The organism is Anabaena sp. 90 (assembly GCF_000312705.1).
Lineage (GTDB): Bacteria > Cyanobacteriota > Cyanobacteriia > Cyanobacteriales > Nostocaceae > Dolichospermum > Dolichospermum lemmermannii.
This window is the reverse complement of sequence record NC_019427.1, coordinates 3,721,507-3,745,360: the sequence shown is the minus strand read 5'-3', so window position 1 is coordinate 3,745,360 and position 23,854 is coordinate 3,721,507. Positions and strand designations below refer to the sequence as shown.

Below are 23,854 nucleotides of genomic sequence, written 5' to 3'. Positions count from 1 at the left end.
TTTTCAAACACCCTCTAATAGTCTGAAAAATAATGTAGAGACGTTCGATACAAATTTCCTGCTTACACTCCCTTAGAGGGTGTAATGATCAGCTGAACAAATATGGATTTTACGTAAAAAACAGGATATTTTTTTTAAAGATTTGATAAAACATCCCCACAATTAACCAATTCATTAGAGAATATCTAGCAGACAATAGCTTATAAAACTTAGGAGTTATACAGAAAATTATTGAATAAGGATGTGTTTTTTTTGTTATCAATGTGGATAATATAAAAAAGCATGACACAGATACGGAAAGTAGATGTTAGCAAAAGGGAAAATATGAGAATTTTAGTGACGGGCGGTGCTGGTTTTATTGGTTCTCATCTAATTGACCGACTCATGAATGATGGTCATGAAGTCATCTGCCTGGATAATTTCTATACAGGAAAGAAACACAATCTCCTCAAATGGTTAGATCATCATAATTTTGAACTGATCCGTCACGATATCACCGAACCAATTCGGTTAGAAGTGGATCAAGTTTATCATCTGGCTTGTCCGGCTTCTCCAGTGCATTATCAGTATAACCCAATTAAAACAGTTAAAACTAACGTTATTGGCACACTCAATATGTTGGGGTTAGCTAAACGAGTTAAAGCTAGATTTTTATTAGCTTCCACCAGTGAAGTCTACGGAGATCCAGAAGTTCATCCCCAAACTGAAGATTATCGAGGCAGCGTCAATCCCATTGGCATTCGCTCATGTTATGACGAAGGTAAGAGAATGGCGGAAACCTTAGCATTTGATTATTACAGAGAAAATAAAGTCGAGATTCGCGTCGCCAGAATATTCAATACTTATGGACCGAGAATGCTGGAAAATGATGGTCGCGTAGTCAGCAATTTTGTCGCGCAAGCATTACGAGGTGTGCCTTTAACTGTTTATGGTGAAGGTCAACAAACCCGGAGTTTTTGTTATGTTTCCGACTTGGTAAATGGACTAATGCGATTAATGAATGGTGAACATACTGGCCCCATAAATTTGGGTAATCCTGATGAGTACACTATCTTAGAACTGGCGCAGGCTGTGCAAAACTTGATTAACCCAGATGCACAAATTAAATTTGAACCCCTACCTGCTGATGATCCCCGTCGTCGTCGTCCCGATATTACTAAGGCACAAACTTTGTTAGATTGGGAACCTACTATTCCTCTGCAAGACGGTTTAAAATTAATGATCGAAGATTTCCGTCAACGTTTTCAAAAGTAGTGGTTTAGTAATTCACAACTGACAACTGTACGGGCGAAGCATTTGGAGAACTATTTTTGGCAATGACCGATAATTTATCTTCCAAATGCTTCGCCTCTACTAACAACTGACAACTGTACGGGCGAAGCATTTGCAGAACTATTTTTGGCAATGACCGATAATTTATCTTCCAAATGCTTCGCCCCTACTAACAACTGACAACTGTACGGGCGAAGCATTTGCAGAACTATTTTTGGCAATGACCGATAATTTATCTTCCAAATGCTTCGCCCCTACTGACAACTGACAACTGTACGGGCGAAGCATTTGGAGAACTATTTTTGGCAATGACCGATAATTTATCTTCCAAATGCTTAGCCCCTACTAACAACTGACAACTGTACGGGCGAAGCATTTGGAGAACTATTTTTGGCAATGACCGATAATTTATCTTCCAAATGCTTAGCCCCTACTAACAACTGACAACTGTACGGGCGAAGCATTTGGAGAACTATTTTTGGCAATGACCGATAATTTATCTTCCTAATGCTTCGCCCCTACTGACAACTGACAACTGTACGGGCGAAGCATTTGGAGAACTATTTTTGGCAATGACCGATAATTTATCTTCCAAATGCTTCGCCCCTACTGACAACTATAAAAAACGGGGTTTTAAAAATGCGTGTTTGCGTAATTGGTACTGGTTATGTTGGTTTAGTAACAGGTGCTTGTTTGGCTCATATTGGCCATGATGTAATTTGCATAGATAATAACGAAGAAAAAGTAAAATTAATGAAGTCTGGGCAGTCGCCGATTTTCGAGCCAGGACTCTCGGAAATTATGCAGTCTGCCATTAGTAGTGGCAATATTCAATTTTCTAGTGATCTCGCGGCTGGTGTTAATCATGGAGAAATCCTGTTTATTGCCGTGGGAACTCCTCCTTTACCCAATGGTGAAAGTGATACCCGATATGTAGAAGCTGTGGCTCGTGGCATTGGCGAAAATCTTCAAGGTGGCTATAAGGTAATTGTCAACAAATCTACTGTCCCCATTGGTTCTGGTGACTGGGTAAGAATGATTGTTTTAGACGGGATTGCTGAACGTCAAAAAACATTACTGATATCTGGTGATACAGCTAGTGATGATAAATTATCGAAGATTGCTAATGATTTTGATGTCGTCAGTAATCCAGAGTTTCTCCGGGAAGGTTCAGCAGTTCATGATACATTTAACCCTGATCGGATTGTCTTAGGTGGCAATAGTCAACAAGCCACTGGCATGATGAAAGAACTATATGCGCCAATTGTCGAACGCAAATTTGCGGCTGATAAATCTTTGCCTCCTGTTCCAGTTTTGGTAACAGATTTAAGTTCGGCAGAAATGATTAAATATGCCGCTAATGCCTTTTTAGCCACCAAGATTAGTTTTATTAATGAAGTTGCTAATATATGCGATCGCGTGGGTGCGGATGTTACCCAAGTAGCAAAAGGCATCGGTTTAGATTCCCGTATTGGTAGCAAGTTCTTACAAGCTGGCATTGGTTGGGGTGGTTCATGTTTTCCCAAAGATGTTTCTGCCCTGATTCACACCGCTGATGATTATGGCTATGAAGCCCAACTCATGAAAGCCGCTGTCAGTGTTAACGAACGCCAACGCTTAATTGCCCTAGAAAAACTGCAACAGGCTTTAAAAATCCTCAAAGGTAAAACTGTGGGACTACTCGGTTTAACCTTCAAACCAGATACAGACGATTTACGGGACGCACCGGCACTAATCTTGATTGAACAACTCAACCGACTGGGAGCTAAAGTCAAGGCTTATGACCCCATTATTTCCCAAACAGGAATGCGTCATGGTCTTTCCGGTGTATTAGTAGAAACTGATGCGGAAAGACTAGCAGATGGCTGTGATGCTTTGGTACTTGTCACCGAATGGCAACAGTTCAGCACTTTGGACTATGGGAAAATGGCAAAATTAATGAACCACGCCGTTATGATTGATGGTCGTAATTTCCTTAACCCCCAAGCAATGGTAAAAGCTGGATTCCAATACGTGGGCGTGGGGAGGTAGGGGAGGTTGGGGAGGTTGGGGAGGTTGGGGAGAAATTTTCTTCTTTCTTCTTTCTTCTTTCTTCTTTCTTCTTTCTTATCCTGAACTCCTGATAGCGAAGCGTGGCGTTAGCCATACTCCTGAACTCCTGACTCCTGACTCCTGACTCCTGACTCCTGACTCCTGACTCCTGACTCCTGACTCCTGACTCCTATAAAAATTAAAATGCCGCCCAGAGTCAACTAGGCGGCGTTAATTTTTTCTCAATTTTAAGAACTGTGAGGAATTCTTTCTATTTCCGCATAACCACTAAAAATCAATCTTTGACCTTCTGTTTCTAAACGATTTAGTCGCATTTTTACCCCATCTAAATCAAAGCGATCTAAATCAACCATATTATCCAAAATTTCTACCAATGCCAGACTTAAAGTCTGGGAAATTTCTCTTTGTGCTTCTGGAACTCCCTCAAGTTCAATCTTAGGTTCTTTGAAAGAAACCCGCCTTCTTCTTTCAATTCCGACACCAATGGTCATACTTAGGGGTATGAGTTCACCGTTGTTTAAATCGGCTTTAGCTACCAAATGCAAGCGATTTTCAGGTAATAACTTGACTTCAACTTCGGTAAAAGAAACTGGTTCACCACCAGATATTTCGATCAAAGTGGGTTCAGAAAGGTTCAGCAGCCGCTTTTTCACCAATTCCGACTCAAAAGCTCGATTAATGCCTACTTCTGATAAAATCACCTGGGCTACTGCTTGGGTGGGTTGTTTGAGAGTAAGTTTGCCACTTAAAACCGAGCCGAAGTCAATGGCTACAGCGTCGGTTTCAAAGGACATTTCCTCAACTGCGAAATCTTTGCGAATTACTAAGCCGCGACCGTTCATTTTAAAGCTATCAATGCTGCCTTGCAACAGTTTGCTGGAGGGATAGCAGCGCACAAAGACTTCTACCGACTCGCTTTGGGTAAACAGGTGGCGAATCGTTTGGCTGGCGACTGTGTTGAGCATTCGCTCTCCCCAATCGGTGCTTTTGGTATCTGTTAAACCAGTAAGTCCGCCGAACATTAGGTTTTAGTCTCTAGAAGTTCTTTATATTTTTGTAACAAATTGTGAACAATTATGCAAGCGATCCCCTGATTTAATCTACTAATGACTTAGAACAGGATAACTGATGGTTGGTTGTCAGTTGTCAGTTGTCAGTTGTCAGTAGGGGCGAAGCATTTGGAAGATAAATTATCGGTCATTGCCAAAAATAGTTCTCCAAATGCTTCGCCCGTACAGTTGTTGGTTGTCCGTTGTCAGTTGTCGGTTGTCCGTTGTCAGTAGGGGCGAAGCATTTGGAAGATAAATTATCGGTCATTGCCAAAAATAGTTCTCCAAATGCTTCGCCCGTACAGTTGTCGGTTGTCCGTTGTCAGTTGTCGGTTGTCCGTTGTCAGTAGGGGCGAAGCATTTGGAAGATAAATTATCGGTCATTGCCAAAAATAGTTCTCCAAATGCTTCGCCCGTACAGTTGTTGGTTGTCCGTTGTCAGTTGTCGGTTGTCCGTTGTCAGTAGGGGCGAAGCATTTGGAAGATAAATTATCGGTCATTGCCAAAAATAGTTCTCCAAATGCTTCGCCCGTACAGTTGTCGGTTGTCCGTTGTCATTGGTTAATAACTTTCTTCTATTCCCTATTCCCTATTGCTTTCCGTTGAGTCTGATAAATGTGAATTTGGTCTACTAAACCCCCAATACCAGGAATATCATCACCATAAAGCCGAAAACCCTTACCGACAGAATTAGTTAAAACTTCTGCACCTTTACCTTGATAATAAACAGGAACTGGACGATTACCATGATTTCCCCAACCATATTTAATCTGAGGATTAGAACCCCAAAAATGACCCGCTTTCATGGAATCAGATTCAGCAGTTAAAGCTTCTGCACTTTTTTCTTTGAGTAGTTCAGAAAAGTTGGGATTTAAAGTCAGATAATGATCATGATCAGCAGTAACAATCAACAGATTATTTTCCCAACCACCATTATTTTTAATCCAGTCAATTGTCGTTTTTACAGCTTTGTCAAAATCCAACACTGTCCCAATCATATTATCTATATTATCATCATGGGCAGCCCAATCAATATCACCACCTTCTACCATTAACCAAAATCCATCTTTGTCTTTAGATAAAACTGCTAAAGCTGCTTTGGTTAAATCATCAAGTGTGGGATTTTCATTAATTTCTTTCGCAATAAAAGATTGATCGGTTTCTCCAGCAAGTAGAGGACGAACTGTATCAGGTTTTTGTCCTTGGGAACTAAACAAAGAAAAATTACTTAAACCTGTATTACTGTAATCTCCATTTGCGGTACTTACAGGGAGATTTCCCTCTTGTCCCCTAGCTCCATATAATCCTAACAAGCGATCGCCCATATTTGGATCTAATTTAGCCGCAGTAGTCGCTAACTTATCAGCCGCATCTTTTCCCCGTTCTAAAAATGTGTAGTTATAGCGGTTTTGATTGGGGTTTTTACTCAATTCTGCATAGGTCGTTTTAGTGATATATTCAAATTTAGTTGGCGGTTCTACACCCGTAGGCAGAGGTTGACTACTCGCACCCGTGAGAGGATGACCACCACCTAAAATTACAGTTGGTTGATATATGCGAAGTTCCTGCTGGAGAATATTATCTAAAGTTGGATAATCACCATCATATTTATTGCGACGATTCACGTTTGCTGCTGCTGCACCAGGTGTAGCATGATCTACAGGAACAGAAGTGACAATCCCAGTAGATTTACCATGATCAGCCGCAGTCTTGAGAATAGTTTCTAAAGGTTTTTCAAATATATCAACGGAAATAGCATTGTTATAGCTTTTGACTCCTGTGTACAAAGTAGTTGCCGTATTGGCAGAATCAGGATAACTATACTTAATATACTCAGGATCATTACCCGGTGTCCAAGGATTTATTCCCCCACGTTGAGGATCATAACCCACTAAATTACCTACCGCATTAGGATTAAGATTTTTCCCCCCTCCAGATGGTTTATCGCCAGGATTAAATTGAGGTTGGAATTTAAACCCTGGTAGAATCGGACTAGCGCCTGTAATCGGATTAGAGTTTGATAACGCAGAGTTACCCGTGCTGAAAACTCCATTACCAGGAGCAATGGTAGTACCATAGGTGGTAGCAAGGGCGTAATTATCCAGAGTTTGAAAACTCAGTCCTTCCCCCTTACCAGAAGTATAATTATATCCTTTAGCCATAGCCCCAGCGCGAGCCATTTCCCAGCCCATACCATCCCCAATCATCAGAATGACGTTTTTGGTTTTAGTGACAGGTGTAGCGGGGCTAGAATGGTTAGTCAGAGTGATGAATATACCAACTACAATGATCAACACTGTAGTAAATAAACGGCGTTTAAATCGGAATTGTGAACTAGATTTAATTACCATTGGTAAAATGCCTGCTAGGAAATTGCTCTATGATGAGAGAATATTACAAAATGATCACAAAACTTTAAATTGACTCATCATGGCGAAAATTCAGTTTGCTAAAGGTATTGAAGAAACAGTAGTTCCAGATGTTCGGTTGACAAGAGCAAAACAAGGTGAAAGCGGTACGGCAACATTTATCTTCACCAATCCTGATATATTGGCGCAAGATGGCACAGATGAAGTTACTGGTTTATATTTGATTGACGAAGAAGGGGAAATCGTTATTCGTAACGTTCAGGGTAAATTTGTCAACGGTAAACCAGAATCTCTAGAAGCAATTTATGTGATGAATTCTAATGATGAGTGGGATCGTTTTATGCGCTTCATGAATCGTTATGCTGAGGACAATGGACTAGGATTGAGTAAATCTTAATTAATCATTAGTCAGTAGGGGCGAAGCATTTGGAAAATAAATTATCGGTCATTGCCAAAAATAGTTCTCCAAATGCTTCGCCCGTACAGTGGTCATTGGCTAAAATACATAACATCTATCATGGAATTTCAACCACACCCCAATACACAGCAAGTTTCTGTAACTTGTGCGGTGATTACCGTTAGCGATACCCGTTCCCCGGATACAGATAAAAGTGGTCAATTAATTAAAGAACTACTTTTAGCTGATGATCACACTGTGTCATTGTATCAGATTATCAAAGATGAGCCTAAAGAAATTCAATCCCAAATGACAGCCTTGGGCGAAGATACTCGTATCAATGCTGTGATTTTTAATGGAGGAACGGGAATTGCTCCCAGGGATACTACTTATGATGCTTTAGAAAAGCTATTAGAAAAGACTTTACCAGGATTTGGGGAATTATTTCGGTTGTTAAGTTATCAAGAAATTGGTTCTCGCGCTATGGCTTCCCGCGCTGTCGCTGGTGTTTATCAAAGCAAAATCATTTTTTCTCTTCCTGGTTCTAGTAATGCTGTGCGATTGGGGATGGAAAAGTTGATTTTACCGGAATTGGTGCATTTGGTAAAACAATTAAATTTGCAGAATTAAACATAAATGATAAATTGATCTTAGTCGTGAGGTGACAGATCCCCGACTTCTTAGAGAAGTCGGGGATCTAATTCATTTTATAATGTGAAGATGATTTTTCATCCTCAAATCTCAATGGTTCATAGACAATCAAAAAATCACATCCTGTTAATCCTTAAATCCTGGACATCCTGATTCTGACAAAATATTATTGTTGTCATGCAGAGCCTCCCGTGAGCATTCCCCAGCAGAGCCAGGGAACGAGGGAAAAATCACATCCTGTTAATCCTGAACTCGTTCCCAGACTCCGGCTGGGAATGGGAGTTTGAGGCTCTGCCTCAAATACAGTGAATATAATGGAGGCAGAGCCTCCTGTGGGCATTCCCCGGCAGAGCCAGGGAACGAGGGAAAAATCACATCCTGTTAATCCTGAACTCGTTCCCAGACTCCGGCTGGGAATGGGAGTTTGAGGCTCTGCCTCAAATACAGTGAATATAATGGAGGCAGAGCCTCCTGTGGGCATTCCCCGGCAGAGCCAGGGAACGAGGGATTAACATCACCAAAGAAACTCCCTACAACTCTTTTAAAAAAGCCATTGTTTGTTCATAAGCAGCAGTATTTCCCTGGTCTTTGAATAATTGCGCTGCTCGTTGCAGGTCTTCTTTGGCTCCTGGCTTATCTCCTAATTGATAACGGACACTTCCCCGTCTGACGTAGGCTTGGGCATAGTTAGGATTATACTTGATAGCTAGGGTGTAATCATCTATTGCTCCTTGCTTATCTCCTAATTCATTACGGACAAATCCCCGGTTGTAGTAGGCATCAGCATAGTTAGGATTAATCTTGATAGCTAGGGTGTAATCATCTATTGCTCCTTGCTTATCTCCTAATTCATTACGGACAATTCCCCGGTTGTAGTAGGCGGCATAGTTAGGATTATACTTGATAGCTAGGGTGTAATCATCTATTGCTCCTTGCTTATCTCCTAATTCATTACGGACAATTCCCCGGTTGTAGTAGGCGGCATAGTTAGGATTATACTTGATAGCTAGGGTGTAATCATCTATTGCTCCTTGCTTATCTCCTAATTCATTACGGACAAATCCCCGGTTGTAGTAGGCATTGGCATCGTTAGGATTAAACTTGATAGCTTGGGTGTAATCATCTATTGCACCTTGCTTATCTCCTAAATCATTACGGACACTTCCCCGGCCGTAGTAGGCATTGGCATCGTTAGGATTAAACTTGATAGCTTGGGTGTAATCATCTATTGCACCTTGCTTATCTCCTAAATCATTACGGACACTTCCCCGGCCGTAGTAGGCATTGGCATCGTTAGGATTAAACTTGATAGCTTGGGTGTAATCATCTATTGCACCTGGCTTATCTCCTAATTCATAACGGACAATTCCCCGGTTGTAGTAGGCTTGGGCATCGTTAGGATTAAACTTGATAGCTTGGTTGTAATCATCTATTGCACCTGGCTTATCTCCTAAATCATCACGGACAATTCCCCGGTTGTAGTAGGCTTGGGCATAGTTAGGATTAAACTTGATAGCTAGGTTGTAATCATCTATTGCACCTGGCTTATCTCCTAATTCATAACGGACAATTCCCCGGTTGTAGTAGGCATTGGCATAGTTAGGATTAATCTTGATAGCTAGGGTGTAATCATCTATTGCTCCTTGCTTATCTCCTAATTCATAACGGACATTTCCCCGGTTGTAGTAGGCTAAGGCATAGTTAGGATTGATCCTGATAGCTTGGTTGTAATCATCTATTGCTCCTGGCTTATCTCCTAATTCATTACGGACAATTCCCCGGTTGTTGTAGGCTTTGGCATAGTTAGGATTAATCTTGATAGCTTGGGTGTAATCATCTATTGCTCCTGGCTTATCTCCTAATTCATAACGGACAATTCCCTGGTTGTAGTAAAATGCTGCACGGGGACTGAGTTCAATGGCTTTATTTATCGCTGCTGCTGCTTCTTTATATTTTTTTAAATCACTTAAAACTCCCCGCTTCTGATTATACAAATTAGGATTATTGGGCTGGAGTTGAATGGCTTGATTTATGGCTGCTAAGGCTTTATCCAGTTGGTTTGATTCTCTATAAACTGAACTTAAATAATCCCAAGCCGGCACAAAATCAGGTTGAGACTTCACCGCTTGCTGTAATGCAGTTATAGCCTCTGGATATTTTCCACTTGAACCTAAAGCCAAACCCTTACCATAATAAGCCAGGTGAATAAACTTTGGTTTTTGGTTAATTGCTGCGTCAAAAGCCTGTATTGCTTCTGGATAACGACGTAACCGCCACAGTTGATTTCCTCTTTCTAACCATTGACTGGCGGTAGTATTGCCTTGGGAAACATCTACTGATAAAATCGCTGTTTGAATAGACTTAACTTTTTGTTGATTTAGTTCTGGTGGTGGGGTGGTTTCTATCTTTTGGGCTTGGGTATTCAGTCGGGTAGCTAATGCCAAAAATGTACTCACCGGAATACCCAAACTATTACCTAATTGGATAGTTTCTTTACTATTACTATTATTATCAATAGCAGCTTGTCCCTCAGTTCTGCCATGAATACCAATGACTCGCCCTTGGGAATCTAAAACAGGTCCCCCACTCATACCGCCAAAGGTGATACTACTATAAACTAATTCATATCCTCCTGTTAAAGAAATTGCACTTTGGGCTGTACCAGAACTGTTATTGTTAAAATCTGATTGGGTAGTAGCTAATAATCCTGTTTCCTTACTATAAATTTGTCCTAATGTAAACCGCCAAGGTGATTTTTCTCCTAATCTGGGATAACCCGCCGTGAACATATATTCATCATCTTTTATGGGATAATTGGCTAAAGTCGCAACTTGATAATTTTCCCGACTGGTGAATTTAACTACTGCTAAATCTACCCCCTCTTCTAATTTAATCGTGCTTGGTTCTACAGGATATTGTTTACCATCTACTGTGAGGATTTTATAGGTATTTGGCTCACATGGTCCTACTTTATCTGGTGGTTTACAAACTACATGAGCCGCAGTTAAAACGGTGTAAATATCACCTTCTTTAGCGATAATAATTCCTGAACCATTAGCACCGCTACTACTATCAATTCTGACGGTAATTTGTTTAGCTTTTGCTTCTAATTCTCCTAACCAACCTGTTAATGGTACTTCTGCTATTTGTTGTTTAATATCTGGTATAGGTAAGTTATAAGCGGTGAGAACTTCTAGTTTGACCTGACCTAAAACGGTTTTAATAGGTATTCCCCAACTGAGTTTTCTAAATTCTTGAATTTCTGTATTTGTGGGGCGTTTTCCGTTGGTATAAGTATAAGCAGAATTGGACAAAGGATAGGAACTAATGCCATTAATTCCTATGAAATTTCCTGTATTACTAATAATTGCACCGCCACTCATTCCTTGTTGAATATCGCTGGTATAGCCAATTTCATAACCATATTTTAAACTGGGTTGAGAAATTATTTGTTGTATTTTTCCTGTTGTTAATACTAATTTATCCTCAGATACAGCATAGCCTGCGGCCATAACTGGTGTTTCTAAGTTAATATCAAAAGAGGCGATTCTGTCAGCAATTTCTGATGGTAAACAATATTTTTGATTAGATGTAAATTCTACTATAGCTAAATCGAATTTATCAAAATTAGTATTAGGTAAAATTTTACCTGCATATTTTTGACCATCGGCTGTGATAATATTGATATTATTAATTCTTCTGACAACGTGGGAATTAGTCACTACTAAATAAGAATTATCTTTTCTAGCGAAAATTGTCCCGGAAGCGCCTCTTTCTTTGTCTCTGACTCTAACTGTAATTTGTTTAGCAATGGTTTGTAATTGTGGTTCTGAATAAATACCGTTTTCTGGGTTTGCTGGTCGTAATTTGCACCTTTGGGAGGACTGTGTAAGTAGTTTTGTCGTCTTAATTTGGGTTTCTATAGCTGACACTGGATAAGGTAGCAGCAGTAAGCAGGAGATAATGGCGATTTGACGTTTCATGATTAGTTAAATAGTGTTTTTATTAGTAGTGATTTACCCCCCTTAATCCCCCCTTTACAAGCTACGGTGTACACACAAGTCTTCTATGGTTGCCCCAAAACGTTTAGATCCCCCCAACCCCCCTTAAAAAGGGGGGCTAAATTCTTCAAAGTCCCCCTTTCTAAGGGGGATTTAGGGGGATCGGATCACGTTTAGCATCCTGTCTAGAGATGTGTGTACACCGTAGCCTTTATAAGGGGGGCTAAATTCTTCAAAGTCCCCCTTTCTAAGGGGGATTTAGGGGGATCGGATCACGTTTAGCATCCTGTCTAGAGATGTGTGTACACCGTAGCCTTTATAAGGGGGGCTAAATTCTTCAAAGTCCCACTTTTTAAGGGGGATTTAGGGGGATCGGATCACGTTTAGCATCCTGTCTAGAGATGTGTGTACACCGTAGCCTTTATAAGGGGGGCTAAATTCTTCAAAGTCCCACTTTTTAAGGGGGATTTAGGGGGATCGGATCACGTTTAGCATCCTGTCTAGAGATGTGTGTACACCGTAGCCTTTATAAGGGGGGCTAAATTCTTCAAAGTCCCACTTTTTAAGGGGGATTTAGGGGGATCGGATCACGTTTAGCATCCTGTCTAGAGATGTGTGTACACCGTAGCCTTTACAAGGGGGGCTAAATTCTTCAAAGTCCCCCTTTTTAAGGGGGGATTTAGGGGGATCGGATCACGTTTAGCATCCTGTCTAGAGATGTGTGTACACCGTAGCCTTTATAAGGGGGGCTAAATTCTTCAAAGTCCCCCTTTCTAAGGGGGATTTAGGGGGATCGGATCACGTTTAGCATCCTGTCTAGAGATGTGTGTACACCGTAGCCTTTATAAGGGGGGCTAAATTCTTCAAAGTCCCACTTTTTAAGGGGGATTTAGGGGGATCGGATCACGTTTAGCATCCTGTCTAGAGATGTGTGTACACCGTTATAAGGGGGGCTAAATTCTTCAAAGTCCCCCTTTTTAAGGGGGATTTAGGGGGATCGGATCACGTTTAGCATCCTGTCTAGAGATGTGTGTACACCGTAGCCTTTATAAGGGGAGGGTTAGGGTGGGGTATTTTGTTATTTAGAGATTTTTTTGAGATATTCACCCAGATTCAAGTAAGTATTTTCACCTGAATTTTGCCAAGTTAGGTCTGAAGTTCTACCTTCTCTGATGTCATTAAGTTCGGCTAAAACTGTAGTGGGATTTACACCTGGCCTGACACTAAATAAAATATTGTTTTTATTGCATTCACCAGGTTTAGCCGCACAGATAACTCCCAAACCATTCAACTTACCGGTAGTTAAATAATCTAATCGGCCTTGTTGGTGAAATTGCTGGAATTTTTTACTTACTTGTTCACAGCGTTTTTTAGGAGTCCATTCGCTACGGGGAAAAGAGTCAGATTTCCAAGCAATAATGGGTACATAAGGCTCAGGTTTTTTGTCGGGAACGAAGGCCATGGTAGTGGGAACTCTTTCCGTATTACTTTTGTAAGAAATTGAACGACAAGCAAAACTAACTTCTTGCTTGGGAATCTCTTGACTCAAACCAGGGTTAACACTAAGGGTAACTGTCAATGCGGTGAATGCTAAGACACTAGTTAATGCTGGTAGTTGCATAATGCTTGACCTTTGATTACTGAACTTTGGTGATTATGGTAGTATTTAACTAGATTTATGTTATCTAAACTTTATACTTGGCGTAAGAATATGCACGCCCCTAACTGATTATATACTAATTCTTATCAAAGATTAAGGCGTTTACCCAGAAGTTAACTTTATGATACAATCCTGTTTAATAGGTGAAGTGAACAGACTTATATAAATACCTGTTTTTGGTTAATGGATCAACACTGTAACTATATCATGTACTATTTTATCTATCATGTACTATTGTACCAGACCGCACTGCCCTAGTCCAGAAAACCGTTTTCCCGACTCTCCAGATTCTAATACTACCTCGGAAATATTCTGTCAAGCTTGTGGAATGCCCCTAATATTAAAGGGGAGAAAAGGACATTATCAAACTATCAAACCTCTGGGAAAAGGAGGATTTGGTGCTACTTTTCAAGCTATTGATTTAGATTCTGTGAATCAGCGTCAATGTGTAATCAAACGATTGAATATTAATGACAACCCGGAAATTGCTGACAAAATTGTTGAAGCAATCAAAGCAGCTTTTGATCGAGAAGCTCAGGTTTTAGAATTTTTAGGTGACAATAACGGGAATATTCCCACATTATATGATTATTTTTCCCTGACCGCTCCCGCTTTTGGTCAACAAGAAGAACTTGAGTTTAAATATTCAGTACAACAATATATCCAAGGTGAAGATCTGTCTCAGGAACTCAGAAGAAAAGTTCGTTTTTCCGAAACAGATATTTTAGATTTTTTAAAGCAAATTTTACCGATTTTACAATTTATTCATGACCAAAATTCTATCCATCGAGATATTAAACCCAGTAATATTGTTAGAGAAACAGCAACACAAAAACTATTTTTAATTGATTTTGGCGCGGTTAAACAAGTTGTTTCTGGTGAAACAAATATAAAAAAATCTGTACCTATTTTTACAAAAGTGTACGCTTCTCCTGAACAAAGACCTGAAGAAGGAAGAATAGGAGAAATTTATCCGTCTAGTGATTTATATAGTTTAGCTGTTACTTGTCTGGAGTTACTCACAGGTACAACTCCTGTTGATTACCTTGACAATAATTACCGAAATTGGCGACAACAAGCTAGTATAATTATTAGCCCTTCTCTAGCTAATATTTTAGATAAAATGCTCAAGATTAACCCTAGACACCGGTTTCAATCAGCAGCAGAAGTTATGACGGCTGTAAATGAATCTCAAATAACCACACAACCAGATCATTCAGTCAATAATAATAATAATACAAAGCCCATCAATAAACCATCTCACAATTTAAAATTTTTACTCATAAAATCGGCTTTTTTAATAACTTTAATAACTATTGGTGTGATGGGTATTAATAGTTATTTGCAACCACCAATTAAAGTAGTAGAATATGCAAAAGCTGGAGTTAAATTTAAATATCCTAAAAATTGGCAAGAAACACCAGTAACAGATAAATTAACGCGAATTATCCCGAAAAATACGATTTCATCTTCTCTAACTCCAGAATTTTTTATCACTATAGATGAGTTATTTCAGTCGGAGTCTTTGGAAGATTATACTAAGTTTTCTATCGGACAAATTGAAGCATTAGGACAAAATGCGAAAATTATCAAATCTGGACAAATACAACTTGGTGAAACACAAGGTTATCAAGTAGTTTATGAAAGCAGAGATAATATCCACAAGGTAAATTTCCAAGAAATGCAAGTATGGATTGTTAATGGTAAAAAAGCCTATATTCTCACCTATCGCGCTGAAGATAAATCCTATCCAGAGTTTGCGAAAACTGTGGAAGACACCATAATTAAATCCTTTAGACTGGAAAAATCCACATCTGAAAAATCCACAAATCCAATCTGGTAATTAAGAGGATGTTTGAAAAGTGGTATTCCGTAATTTTCATCACATTGCTACCCCCCTTTCCCCTATGCTTTGGGGGGAAACAATAAAAATCCAGTTCCCTCCCCTTTACAAGGGGAGGGTTAGGGTGGGGTAAAAAATATTTGATACATCAACCATAACTTTTCAAACACCCTCTAAGAGGATGTTTGAAAAGTATCAGAATTAATCGAGATCCCCCCAACCCCCCTTACAAAGGGGGGCTAAATTCCTCAAAGTCCCCCTTTTCAAGGGGGATTTAGGGGGATCAGATCCCACAGGAAAAAGTTTTCAAATAACCTCTTACTTAAACTCCAAATTCAAGGGTGTAAATGACAATTTGAGTATTGGGAATTGGGGTAATTTACGTTCTGGACAGAACCCCCAATCTCAAAACAAAAACAACCCCCAAATTTGGAGGTTGTGAATTTTTATTTGTGAAAAATCTGATGATTAAAACAAAACTGATTATTTTATGGACATAATACAAACGGAAGCTAGAAAAGTGGCGATCATATAAAACACAGCCACTACTTGCAATTCTGACCAACCAGTTAATTCTAAATGATGATGTAAAGGAGCCATTTTAAATAATCGCTTACCTTTGCCATCTGGTCCTTTTGTAGCTTTATAATAACCAACTTGTGCCATCACAGAGAGAGTTTCGACAAAGAAGATACCACTCAGGATAAACAGTGCTACTAAAGTATTAGTTAACAGTGCAACCGCAGCTAAAGCGCCACCCAGGGCTAAAGAACCCGTGTCACCCATGAAAACACTAGCCGGGTTGCGATTGTAGGCTAAAAAGCCCAAGCAGCTACCGCTGACAGCAGCACAGAAAACCATCAAGTCGGGAGAAGTTGGCGCAATGATCACACCTAATGCGAAAATAGCGATCGCTACTGTTCCCGCCGCCAAACCATCAATCCCATCTGTTAAATTAGTAGCATTGCTCTGGGCAACTAGGACAAATCCGGCTACAGGCCAGAACAACAGTCCTAAAGGTAAGGATAAACCCACCCAAGGTACATGGATATTAGTTATACTAAAATCACCCTTAAATACCAACCACGCACAAAATACCGCCCCAAAGATAACTTGCAAAGCCAACTTCATCTTTGGAGAAATTCCTTTGTTAGACTTCCGACGCAAAATTTGCCAGTCGTCTATCCAGCCAATTAAGCCGTAGCTGAGTGTTAAAGCCGAAACTGCCAGCACATTTTCTGAAAAATCGGATAATATACAAGCAATTATCACCGCTACAGGGATAAAAAATATACCCCCCATAGTTGGTGTTCCCGCCTTTTTGAGATGTGCCTGGGGTCCATCCTCCCGGATGATTTGCCCGGTTTTGAGCGTTTGTAGCAGAGGGATTACCCACTGTCCCAAAATCGCCACACCCACAGCAGATAATAAAAGAGGTAGGGTGAGGGAAGTAGTAGCCCATGGGGTTCTATTTCCCATCCAATCTGAAATCAAGGCTGTCGTACTGAGTAGCAAGGCCAGCAAGGAGGCTAACCCAATTCCCGAAAAATTCAAACTTTGATTAGGAGATAATTTAGCGTCCACAAAAAAAAGTCCCTTCACTCCACACTTTAAAAAACCTCAACAAAATAATCCAACCCGGTTTTGGTTACTAGTTCACAAGATCCTGCGGTACTAGTACATCACGGCGTAAATAAAGCAACCATATTCAATCGCCAAAAAGCCTACTGTATATTAGTTTTGACTTTTGACTTTTGACTTTTGACTTCCGCCCTGCGGTACTAGTCCTCCTCAGCAATTACATCATCGTCATCATCATAGTCAGTATCACCAATTCCGTCGTCCACGCCCAGAAAATCGGATATTACTTCTACATCTTCCCGCGAGTCGGTGTCATGGATATCACGGGCTATCAGTCTGCCACTCAGCCGCAACCAGTCCAACATAGAGGACTCTTGTTTTAAGGGAATAACTGATGCTCGCTGGTTTCGGGGGGCTTCACGGAGGGGAGAATCTAACATATTAACAATCACACACGAGGGTTTATATAACTAGACACTAAGAGTCTATCATACTGACTTGATACGAGTTAATTTATTCCTTCATACAGGTCTTTAACTGCTGAATCCGAATCAAAGAAAATTTTCATTTAATTACCGAACGGTAGTCAAAAAGGCATTATTCATGAATTGTCTGGTTATAGACAAAGAACATTAATATTTTATTAATGCTATTTAATCATGTAAACTCTCTTGAGGCATTGGGTAATGATAGGCAAATCAACTCTTATTGATCTAATTGTTGGCACTAATCGCGGTTTATTAGCAAGTCAGCCACAACAACAAGCTATTCTAGCAGCGATCGCTAACTTAGAAGATTTTAATCCTACACCACGGCCATTAGCAGCTAGTAATTTACTAGAAGGCAACTGGCGACTACTATACACCACAAGCAAAGCTCTATTAAACATAGATCGTTTACCCTTATGTAAACTTGGTCAAATTTACCAATGTATTCGCAAAGAAACCAACAGTATTTATAATATAGCTGAGATTTATGGCATTCCTTTATTTGCAGGATTAGTTAGCGTTGTTGCTAAATTTGAACCAGTCTCAGAACGGCGTGTACAAGTAAAATTCCAACGTTCTATCATCGGGTTACAAAGCCTAATTGGCTATACAACACCAGGAAACTTCATCCAACAAATTGAATCGGGGCAAAAATTTACAGCTTTTGATTTTCCCATTCAAAGTGAACAACAAGGTTGGTTAGATATTACTTATATAGATGATGATCTCCGGATTGGCAGGGGGAACGAAGGTAGTGTTTTTGTATTAAGTAAGACATAAGACATTTTGCAAGGGGTACTTGGGAATGAGGTTAATCTATTATAGGTACTTTGTCAAGGGGTAAATTAAGAAGATTAACAACTTATTCCCCATGAAAATTCACCAATTTGACAAATAACTTAACAAAACCACAAGCCAACACCTTCAGGATGTAGAGTGAGAACAATCAGCCCTACTTTAACGGCATTCATACTTCAAAAGGGAAGATCCATCATGGTTCAACGTGGTTCTAAAGTACGTATTCTCCGCCCTGAGTCCTACTGGTTTCAGGATCTTGGTACAGTGGTTTCTGTTGACAAAACCGCCATCAAATACCCTGTAATTGTTCGCTTTGAGAAAGTTAACTATTCTGATCTCAATACCAACAACTTTGCTGTAGATGAGTTAATTGAGGTCGAAGCACCTAAACCCAAAGCCGCAGCAAAATAAACAGCCAAGCATCAAGGGGATTGTTTAATGGGATAATAGGAGGAGATGTCAAGGTGAAAATCTTGCCCATTTCCTCTCGTTGACCATACCTGCCCCTAAAAATATTATTTGCTTGAATGCCTGAACTGCCTGAAGTTGAAACAGTCCGTCGGGGTTTAAATCAATTAACCCTGAGTCAAGAAATCACGGGAGGAGATGTGTTGCTACAACGCACCATCGCCTACCCAGTTTCTGTTGATGAATTTATTAATAAAATTAAAGGCAATACCATTGCTACCTGGCATCGTCGTGGTAAATATCTCCTCGCTGAACTTTCCTCCCCTTCCCCCAGTTATTTAGGAGTTCACCTCCGCATGACCGGTCAGTTACTTTGGTTAACCCCAGATCAACCTTTACACAAACACACCAGAGTCAGGTTATTTTTTGGGGAAAGGCAAGAATTACGCTTTGTTGACCAGCGCACCTTCGGGCAAATGTGGTATGTTCCTGATGATGTAGCTGTAGAAAGTATTATGACAGGTTTGGCGAAATTGGCAGTTGACCCCTTTTCCCCAGAGTTCACTGTAGAGTATTTAGCCGATAAATTAAAAAAATCCCGTCGTCCCATTAAAACTGGATTATTAGATCAGTCAATGGTGGCAGGATTAGGTAATATTTATGCAGATGAAGCTTTGTTTAAAAGTGGGATTTTACCAACAACTCTTTGTACAGAATTGCAACTTCCAAAAATCGAACTTTTGCGAACTGCAATTATTCAAGTTTTATCAGCGAGTATTGCGGTAGGTGGGACAACTTTTAGTAATTTCTTGAGTGTTAAAGGCGTTAACGGTAATTATGGCGGTGAAGCGTGGGTTTATAATCGCACTGGCGAACCTTGTAAGGTTTGTGGTAACGTGATCCAGCGAATTAAGTTAGGTGGGCGTTCTAGTCATTTTTGTTCCCAATGTCAAAGTTAAGTAGGTTAGCATTGAAAACTAAATTACTTGTCTTCCTGCATACTTCTCACAATTTTCGTCACCATTTTCCTAGGAATAAACCGCACACATTTTGACATCAGTTTGTTGATAAAACCAGGAATAATAATGATTTTCCCCTTCATTAAAGCATCATATCCCATCTGAGCTACAGTTGCCGCATCCATCATATTTTTACCCTTGAGCATTTTAGAATCTGCCATGCCGGTTCTTTCATGAAAAGCAGATGCTGTTGAACCTGGACAAAGAACTGTGACGGTGACACCTGTACCTTCTAATTCATTAGCGATCGCTTCGGAGAATGATAAAATATAGGCTTTGGTGGCAAAATAAACTGCCATTAATGGACCTGGTTGAAAAGCAGCGGCAGAAGAAACATTTAATATTTTCCCATAACCTTGTTTAACCATGTCTTTGAGAAATAATTTTGTTAAATGGGTCAGACAAACTAGATTTACTTGCAGCATTTCTAGTTCAGTATTAAGATTAGTTTCATTAAATAACCCATAAGTACCAAATCCGGCATTATTTACCAGGATATCAACTTTAATACCAGCTTCTTGTAATTCCGAGAAAATTTCTTGAGGAGATGTAGATATAGATAAATCTTTGATAATAGTTTTAACAGAAATTCCAAATTCTTCTGCAAAATCAACAGCTATTTTTGTGAGTTTTTCTCCTACTCTATCTACTAATACAAGATTATAATTATTATGAGCAAAAATCCGGGCTAACTGATAACCAATACCATTAGCTGAACCCGTAATTAAAACTGTTCCCTGGCATTTTATGTTCATTTTACAAAAAAGTGAATTAGCTGGAATTGGCACGGATAAATCTTACCAACACCATTATACTAAATAAAAATTAAGCTGCTTATAATTAAGATTTCCAGAATAATTGACCGCAGATAAACGCAGATTAACGCGGATAAATACGGATAAAATAATGGATTTCATAATTATATGCAGCCTCATGGAAAATTGATATTAGGCAAGACTTAGGAAACCAGTCTGTACTAAATAAGATGTGTAAGTCATCAACAATTGAGAATCAATAGGTGGACAAACAATAGAACTGCCTTTGAGTGCTTCTAGAGTTTCTTCACAACTAATAATTGGTCTTCTCGCTTGTAAATACAAATCAGGAATAGTGATTTGTTCATCTGACCAACGTTCTAGTAAAAATGGCCGCAAAGTATATAAAGGATTGTCTTGAGAAGTGACATTATTAATTAATTCTGCTTGCCATTCTTCGTAGGGAATCATCTTCAGTGAGAATCCGAAAGAACGTACCCAATCAACTAAAGATTTTAAAGAAGCAGGTTGAGGATGTTGTAAATGGAAAGCCTTACCTACAGATGTTTCTTGTCGAGAAAGATAAACAACAGATTTGCTGACATAATCAACAGGAGACATATCCAACATATAATCTACATCAGGGAAAGACCCCATTTGCAGACAACCTTTAATCATCAAATTGATGAAATCATGGGTATTACAAATTCCAGTTTGACTATCTCCAGAAATTAAAGGAGGTCTATGAATAGTAATAGGTAATCCTCGACTACCAGCAATTTTTACTAATTTTTCTGCTACCCATTTAGTTTGGGAATAACCGAGGAAAATACCTTCCCAGTCATGAAAATCATCATCTTCTTTAACTAACTTACCAGCATAAGCCGTTGATTCAAAAACAGCCACACTAGAAACATAATGCAATGGCTTAACTTTAGTTTGACAAGCTAACCGCAAAACTTCCTGTGTACCCAAAACATTCGCTGTTTTTAATGCTGAGTAAGGATAAACATAATTCAGTAAAGCGGCACTATGATAAATAGTATCAATGTTAGCAGCTAGATTTTCAAATTGTTCTGCACTAATCCCCAAATGTGGCTGTGCTAAATCACCAATTATAGGAATAATTCTGCCACTATAATGATCTTGCCAAATGCCATATTGTTGCAAATTGTTTTCTAATTTGCTTTTACCTTCTTCCAAATTACTAGCACGGACTAAGCAATAAAGAGTTGCGTCCGATACTTCTAGTAATTCCTTGATCATGAAAGCGCCTAAATAACCTGTTCCTCCGGTTAAAAAGATATTTTTAGGGTTAGTAACAGAAACAGCAGTACCTACGGGTTGAATAGTGGGGTCTAGAACAGCTTCCGCACCCAAATCTAGCAGAGGAGGAGCAAAATTAACAGGAGAATTTGTCCCAGACCCTGCATCTTTTACTTGAGAATCATCACTTGATTCGTCTGCTAATCGCTGAGAAAGGGCAGCAATGTTAGGATAATGCCAAAGTAAAATAGGAGAGGGCTTAAATCCTAGTAATTCTTCTAATTTACTAATGATCATCATGGCTTGAGCAGAATCCAAACCATAATTTTCTAAGTTTTCGTCAACGTCAATTTCTGCGGTTTCGACTCCGACAACTTCCGCAAGATGAGAAACTAGAAATGCTCGAATACTTTCAGCATTATAAGACTGTTTTAAATTCATTTTTTACTTCTCCAATGTAGAAGGAATTGGTTGATATTGACTGTAATAAGCAGGCATTTGTAAACCCTGCATTTTTAAACTGTGACTACGATATAAAAATGCTGTCCCCTTCATAATTTGGTCAGCAACATCAACAACATGACGCTGATTAGGTTCTGACAAATAAGAGCCACGCACCCAGTCATTAAAGCCACCCATAGCTGGTCCACACCATATTTGATAATCAACTTCCCGACCTTTTTCACCAGTGCTAGACCAGCGGGAAGATAACCCTAAATACCAGCGAAAGATTACAGCCATTTTCAACTTAGGATTATTAACAGCTTTACCCAATTTTTCAGGATTCTTTTGGGATAAATAAGCCGCTGCACCTTCCCAAACTTCCGCAAGACTTTTACGGAAAATTTGTTTTTCTAGCTTATCTTTTTCTGCTTGAGGAATCTGTTCAATAGAGTCGTAAGTGCGATATAATTCATACAATTTTTGCGCTCGCATGGGAAACATTGTCCCCCGTTTAAGAACTTGTAATTTGACTCCCATTTCAAACATATCGGCTGCGGGAGCCATTGTCATATCTGCCATTTCGGCTTGTGCTAATAATTTTTTAGTATGTTCACAAGCACCAGATTCCACACAAGATTGATTAATTGAACCCGTCATTATATAAGCAGCACCCATCATAAAACCAGCTAAAGCTGCTTCTGGTGTACCAATGCCTCCAGCCACGCCAATTCTAATAGGAACTGAGTAATTATATTGGGCTTGAATTTCATCTCTGAGGGCAATAATTGAAGGTAATAAACATACTAAAGGACGATTATCTGTATGACCACCAGAATCAGCCTCAACGGTAATATCATCAGCCATTGGCACTTGTCTTGCCAAATTAGCTTGCAGTTCTGTAATTAGTCCTTGTTCAAGTAATTCTTTGAGAATTCTTTCTGGTGCTGGTTGCAAAAATTTAGTTGCTACTTCCCGACGGGAAACTTTAGCAATGACTTTATTTCTGATATCAATTTGATTAGCTGCATTTAATCTTAACCCAGCAACTCGATAATAAACGATGTTAGCAGTTAAGTCTAAAAATGCTGATGCTTCTACAATTCTGACACCATATTTCAAATATAAATCTACAGCCCGACGTTCAATAGCTGGTTCATTAGGACTGTGAATTAAATTGAAAGCGTAGGGTCCATGAGGTAATGCTTGTTGAATAGTATTAATCGCACTTTCTAACCGTTCTGGAAGTAAACCACCTGCACCAAAGGAACTTAAAATCTTCTCTTTTCCCAGAGCAATTACCATTTCTTCGGAAGCAATACCCCCAGCCATTGCTCCGGTCATATAGGCGTATTTTACACCATAAGCAGCGAGAAAACTAGGGTCGCCAAGTTGTTGTAATCGTAGGGTAGGGAGTGAGATTAAAAGTTCTGCTTGTCCAGATGAACTATGATCAGCAGGTGCTAAATAACCATCATTAGTAGCACCAATTTTCCCGGATATTTTAATAATATAGCAGGGTTTATCTGATCTTAATAGTTTATCTTTGATGGCACTTTTTTCAAAGCTAACACAATCTAATGAACCTTTCCAAATTTGGTTTTGATGATTACAGGTAAAAAAACCCAGTCCATTATCATGTTTATTTAGTACCGTCTCGATTGTTGTCACGGTAGTTATTCCTCAATTTATAAGCAGGGTATTTGAAATGAAGTAAAAAAATTGGCGTTGCTGATCAAATATATGAATATGTTTCGCGCAAAGACGCAAAGGAGCTAAGGCGCAAAGTTTGAGATTTTGCATG

General features: G+C 39.5%; 28 protein-coding genes. 13 read left to right on the top strand and 15 right to left on the bottom strand.

Annotated elements, in window-relative coordinates:
* Positions 1–324: 324 nt before the first annotated feature.
* Positions 325–1,254, top strand: coding sequence for a UDP-glucuronic acid decarboxylase family protein (locus ANA_RS16205; RefSeq protein WP_015081118.1), 930 nt, complete (start codon positions 325–327; stop codon positions 1,252–1,254).
* Between the two features lie 4 nt (positions 1,255–1,258).
* Here ANA_RS16205 and ANA_RS28295 read toward each other — a convergent pair whose 3' ends face one another.
* Genes ANA_RS28295 through ANA_RS28290 form a run of 5 tightly spaced genes read right to left on the bottom strand, consistent with a single transcriptional unit; the run spans position 1,259 to position 1,736 of the window.
* Positions 1,259–1,384, bottom strand: coding sequence for a hypothetical protein (locus tag ANA_RS28295; protein WP_256370276.1), 126 nt, complete (start codon positions 1,382–1,384; stop codon positions 1,259–1,261).
* A complete protein-coding gene (locus tag ANA_RS26100) occupies positions 1,329–1,472 on the bottom strand; it encodes a hypothetical protein (protein WP_168204385.1) in 144 nt (47 codons plus the stop codon). Before ANA_RS26100 ends, ANA_RS28295 begins: the two co-directional genes overlap by 56 nt.
* Positions 1,417–1,560 (bottom strand): hypothetical protein, encoded by a 144-nt coding sequence (locus tag ANA_RS26675; RefSeq protein ID WP_158310546.1) that lies wholly within the window; start codon positions 1,558–1,560, stop codon positions 1,417–1,419. The genes ANA_RS26100 and ANA_RS26675 overlap by 56 nt, the downstream gene beginning before the upstream one ends.
* Positions 1,505–1,648, bottom strand: coding sequence for a hypothetical protein (locus ANA_RS26670; protein ID WP_158310545.1), 144 nt, complete (start codon positions 1,646–1,648; stop codon positions 1,505–1,507). The genes ANA_RS26675 and ANA_RS26670 overlap by 56 nt, the downstream gene beginning before the upstream one ends.
* Positions 1,608–1,736 carry a hypothetical protein gene (locus tag ANA_RS28290; protein ID WP_256380185.1) on the bottom strand — a complete coding sequence of 43 codons (129 nt, stop codon included), beginning with the start codon at positions 1,734–1,736 and terminating at the stop codon, positions 1,608–1,610. The genes ANA_RS26670 and ANA_RS28290 overlap by 41 nt, the downstream gene beginning before the upstream one ends.
* 175 nt (positions 1,737–1,911) lie before the next feature.
* On the opposite strand from ANA_RS28290, the gene ANA_RS16200 reads away from it, so the two are divergent.
* Positions 1,912–3,303 carry a UDP-glucose dehydrogenase family protein gene (locus tag ANA_RS16200; protein WP_015081117.1) on the top strand — a complete coding sequence of 464 codons (1,392 nt, stop codon included), beginning with the start codon at positions 1,912–1,914 and terminating at the stop codon, positions 3,301–3,303.
* A 248-nt stretch (positions 3,304–3,551) separates the two neighbouring features.
* Here the strand turns inward: ANA_RS16200 and ANA_RS16195 are convergent, their stop codons facing one another.
* On the bottom strand, positions 3,552–4,346 hold the full coding sequence (locus ANA_RS16195; RefSeq protein ID WP_015081116.1) for an LmeA family phospholipid-binding protein: 795 nt from the start codon (positions 4,344–4,346) through the stop codon (positions 3,552–3,554).
* A gap of 135 nt (positions 4,347–4,481) precedes the next feature.
* On the opposite strand from ANA_RS16195, the gene ANA_RS28285 reads away from it, so the two are divergent.
* The 4 genes from ANA_RS28285 to ANA_RS27790 are packed head-to-tail and all read left to right on the top strand — an operon-like array spanning position 4,482 to position 4,979.
* A complete protein-coding gene (locus ANA_RS28285) occupies positions 4,482–4,607 on the top strand; it encodes a hypothetical protein (protein WP_256370275.1) in 126 nt (41 codons plus the stop codon).
* Positions 4,598–4,723 carry a hypothetical protein gene (locus ANA_RS28280; RefSeq protein ID WP_256370274.1) on the top strand — a complete coding sequence of 42 codons (126 nt, stop codon included), beginning with the start codon at positions 4,598–4,600 and terminating at the stop codon, positions 4,721–4,723. Before ANA_RS28285 ends, ANA_RS28280 begins: the two co-directional genes overlap by 10 nt.
* The gene (locus ANA_RS28275; RefSeq protein WP_256370275.1) at positions 4,714–4,839 is read left to right on the top strand and encodes a hypothetical protein; all 126 of its coding nucleotides are present in this window, start codon (positions 4,714–4,716) and stop codon (positions 4,837–4,839) included. Before ANA_RS28280 ends, ANA_RS28275 begins: the two co-directional genes overlap by 10 nt.
* On the top strand, positions 4,809–4,979 hold the full coding sequence (locus ANA_RS27790; RefSeq protein ID WP_235081870.1) for a hypothetical protein: 171 nt from the start codon (positions 4,809–4,811) through the stop codon (positions 4,977–4,979). Before ANA_RS28275 ends, ANA_RS27790 begins: the two co-directional genes overlap by 31 nt.
* Here ANA_RS27790 and ANA_RS16190 read toward each other — a convergent pair.
* On the bottom strand, positions 4,949–6,724 hold the full coding sequence (locus ANA_RS16190) for an alkaline phosphatase (protein WP_015081115.1): 1,776 nt from the start codon (positions 6,722–6,724) through the stop codon (positions 4,949–4,951). The two genes, ANA_RS27790 and ANA_RS16190, sit on opposite strands and share 31 nt — an antisense overlap.
* 79 nt (positions 6,725–6,803) lie before the next feature.
* On the opposite strand from ANA_RS16190, the gene psb28 reads away from it, so the two are divergent.
* The 3 genes from psb28 to ANA_RS16180 are packed head-to-tail and all read left to right on the top strand — an operon-like array spanning position 6,804 to position 7,769.
* The gene (psb28, locus tag ANA_RS16185) at positions 6,804–7,139 is read left to right on the top strand and encodes a photosystem II reaction center protein Psb28 (protein ID WP_015081114.1); all 336 of its coding nucleotides are present in this window, start codon (positions 6,804–6,806) and stop codon (positions 7,137–7,139) included.
* A 29-nt stretch (positions 7,140–7,168) separates the two neighbouring features.
* Positions 7,169–7,324 (top strand): hypothetical protein, encoded by a 156-nt coding sequence (locus tag ANA_RS26665; RefSeq protein WP_158310544.1) that lies wholly within the window; start codon positions 7,169–7,171, stop codon positions 7,322–7,324.
* Complete coding sequence (locus ANA_RS16180) at positions 7,260–7,769, top strand: MogA/MoaB family molybdenum cofactor biosynthesis protein (RefSeq protein WP_015081113.1); 510 nt, start codon at positions 7,260–7,262, stop codon at positions 7,767–7,769. Before ANA_RS26665 ends, ANA_RS16180 begins: the two co-directional genes overlap by 65 nt.
* Before the next feature lie 196 nt (positions 7,770–7,965).
* Here the strand turns inward: ANA_RS16180 and ANA_RS16175 are convergent, their stop codons facing one another.
* The 3 genes from ANA_RS16175 to ANA_RS16165 all read right to left on the bottom strand — a co-directional run bounded on the left by ANA_RS16175 (position 7,966) and on the right by ANA_RS16165 (position 13,412).
* Positions 7,966–8,271, bottom strand: coding sequence for a hypothetical protein (locus tag ANA_RS16175; RefSeq protein ID WP_015081112.1), 306 nt, complete (start codon positions 8,269–8,271; stop codon positions 7,966–7,968).
* A 49-nt stretch (positions 8,272–8,320) separates the two neighbouring features.
* Positions 8,321–11,773: a tetratricopeptide repeat protein gene (locus tag ANA_RS16170; RefSeq protein ID WP_015081111.1), complete on the bottom strand. Its 3,453-nt coding sequence runs from the start codon at positions 11,771–11,773 to the stop codon at positions 8,321–8,323.
* A gap of 1,096 nt (positions 11,774–12,869) precedes the next feature.
* Positions 12,870–13,412 carry a COP23 domain-containing protein gene (locus ANA_RS16165; protein WP_015081110.1) on the bottom strand — a complete coding sequence of 181 codons (543 nt, stop codon included), beginning with the start codon at positions 13,410–13,412 and terminating at the stop codon, positions 12,870–12,872.
* 265 nt (positions 13,413–13,677) lie between these two features.
* Here ANA_RS16165 and ANA_RS16160 point away from each other — a divergent pair, with 265 nt between their 5' ends.
* The gene (locus ANA_RS16160) at positions 13,678–15,294 is read left to right on the top strand and encodes a serine/threonine-protein kinase (protein WP_235081869.1); all 1,617 of its coding nucleotides are present in this window, start codon (positions 13,678–13,680) and stop codon (positions 15,292–15,294) included.
* A 483-nt stretch (positions 15,295–15,777) separates the two neighbouring features.
* Here ANA_RS16160 and mraY read toward each other — a convergent pair whose 3' ends face one another.
* On the bottom strand, positions 15,778–16,878 hold the full coding sequence (mraY, locus tag ANA_RS16155; RefSeq protein WP_015081108.1) for a phospho-N-acetylmuramoyl-pentapeptide-transferase: 1,101 nt from the start codon (positions 16,876–16,878) through the stop codon (positions 15,778–15,780).
* 197 nt (positions 16,879–17,075) lie between these two features.
* The gene (locus tag ANA_RS16150) at positions 17,076–17,315 is read right to left on the bottom strand and encodes a DUF3134 domain-containing protein (protein WP_015081107.1); all 240 of its coding nucleotides are present in this window, start codon (positions 17,313–17,315) and stop codon (positions 17,076–17,078) included.
* Between the two features lie 246 nt (positions 17,316–17,561).
* Between ANA_RS16150 and ANA_RS16145 the strand changes: the two genes are divergently transcribed.
* From ANA_RS16145 to ANA_RS16135, 3 genes are all read left to right on the top strand, one after another.
* Positions 17,562–18,143: a PAP/fibrillin family protein gene (locus ANA_RS16145; protein WP_015081106.1), complete on the top strand. Its 582-nt coding sequence runs from the start codon at positions 17,562–17,564 to the stop codon at positions 18,141–18,143.
* 213 nt (positions 18,144–18,356) lie between these two features.
* Positions 18,357–18,572 (top strand): photosystem I reaction center subunit IV, encoded by a 216-nt coding sequence (locus ANA_RS16140; RefSeq protein ID WP_015081105.1) that lies wholly within the window; start codon positions 18,357–18,359, stop codon positions 18,570–18,572.
* 116 nt (positions 18,573–18,688) lie between these two features.
* Positions 18,689–19,528: a DNA-formamidopyrimidine glycosylase gene (locus ANA_RS16135; RefSeq protein WP_015081104.1), complete on the top strand. Its 840-nt coding sequence runs from the start codon at positions 18,689–18,691 to the stop codon at positions 19,526–19,528.
* Between the two features lie 23 nt (positions 19,529–19,551).
* Here ANA_RS16135 and ANA_RS16130 read toward each other — a convergent pair whose 3' ends face one another.
* The 3 genes from ANA_RS16130 to ANA_RS16120 all read right to left on the bottom strand — a co-directional run bounded on the left by ANA_RS16130 (position 19,552) and on the right by ANA_RS16120 (position 23,721).
* Positions 19,552–20,343: an SDR family NAD(P)-dependent oxidoreductase gene (locus ANA_RS16130; protein WP_015081103.1), complete on the bottom strand. Its 792-nt coding sequence runs from the start codon at positions 20,341–20,343 to the stop codon at positions 19,552–19,554.
* Positions 20,344–20,535: 192 nt separating this feature from the next.
* Positions 20,536–22,050 (bottom strand): thioester reductase domain-containing protein, encoded by a 1,515-nt coding sequence (locus tag ANA_RS16125; protein ID WP_015081102.1) that lies wholly within the window; start codon positions 22,048–22,050, stop codon positions 20,536–20,538.
* A gap of 3 nt (positions 22,051–22,053) precedes the next feature.
* Positions 22,054–23,721, bottom strand: coding sequence for a PfaD family polyunsaturated fatty acid/polyketide biosynthesis protein (locus ANA_RS16120; protein ID WP_015081101.1), 1,668 nt, complete (start codon positions 23,719–23,721; stop codon positions 22,054–22,056).
* Positions 23,722–23,854 lie beyond the last annotated feature (133 nt).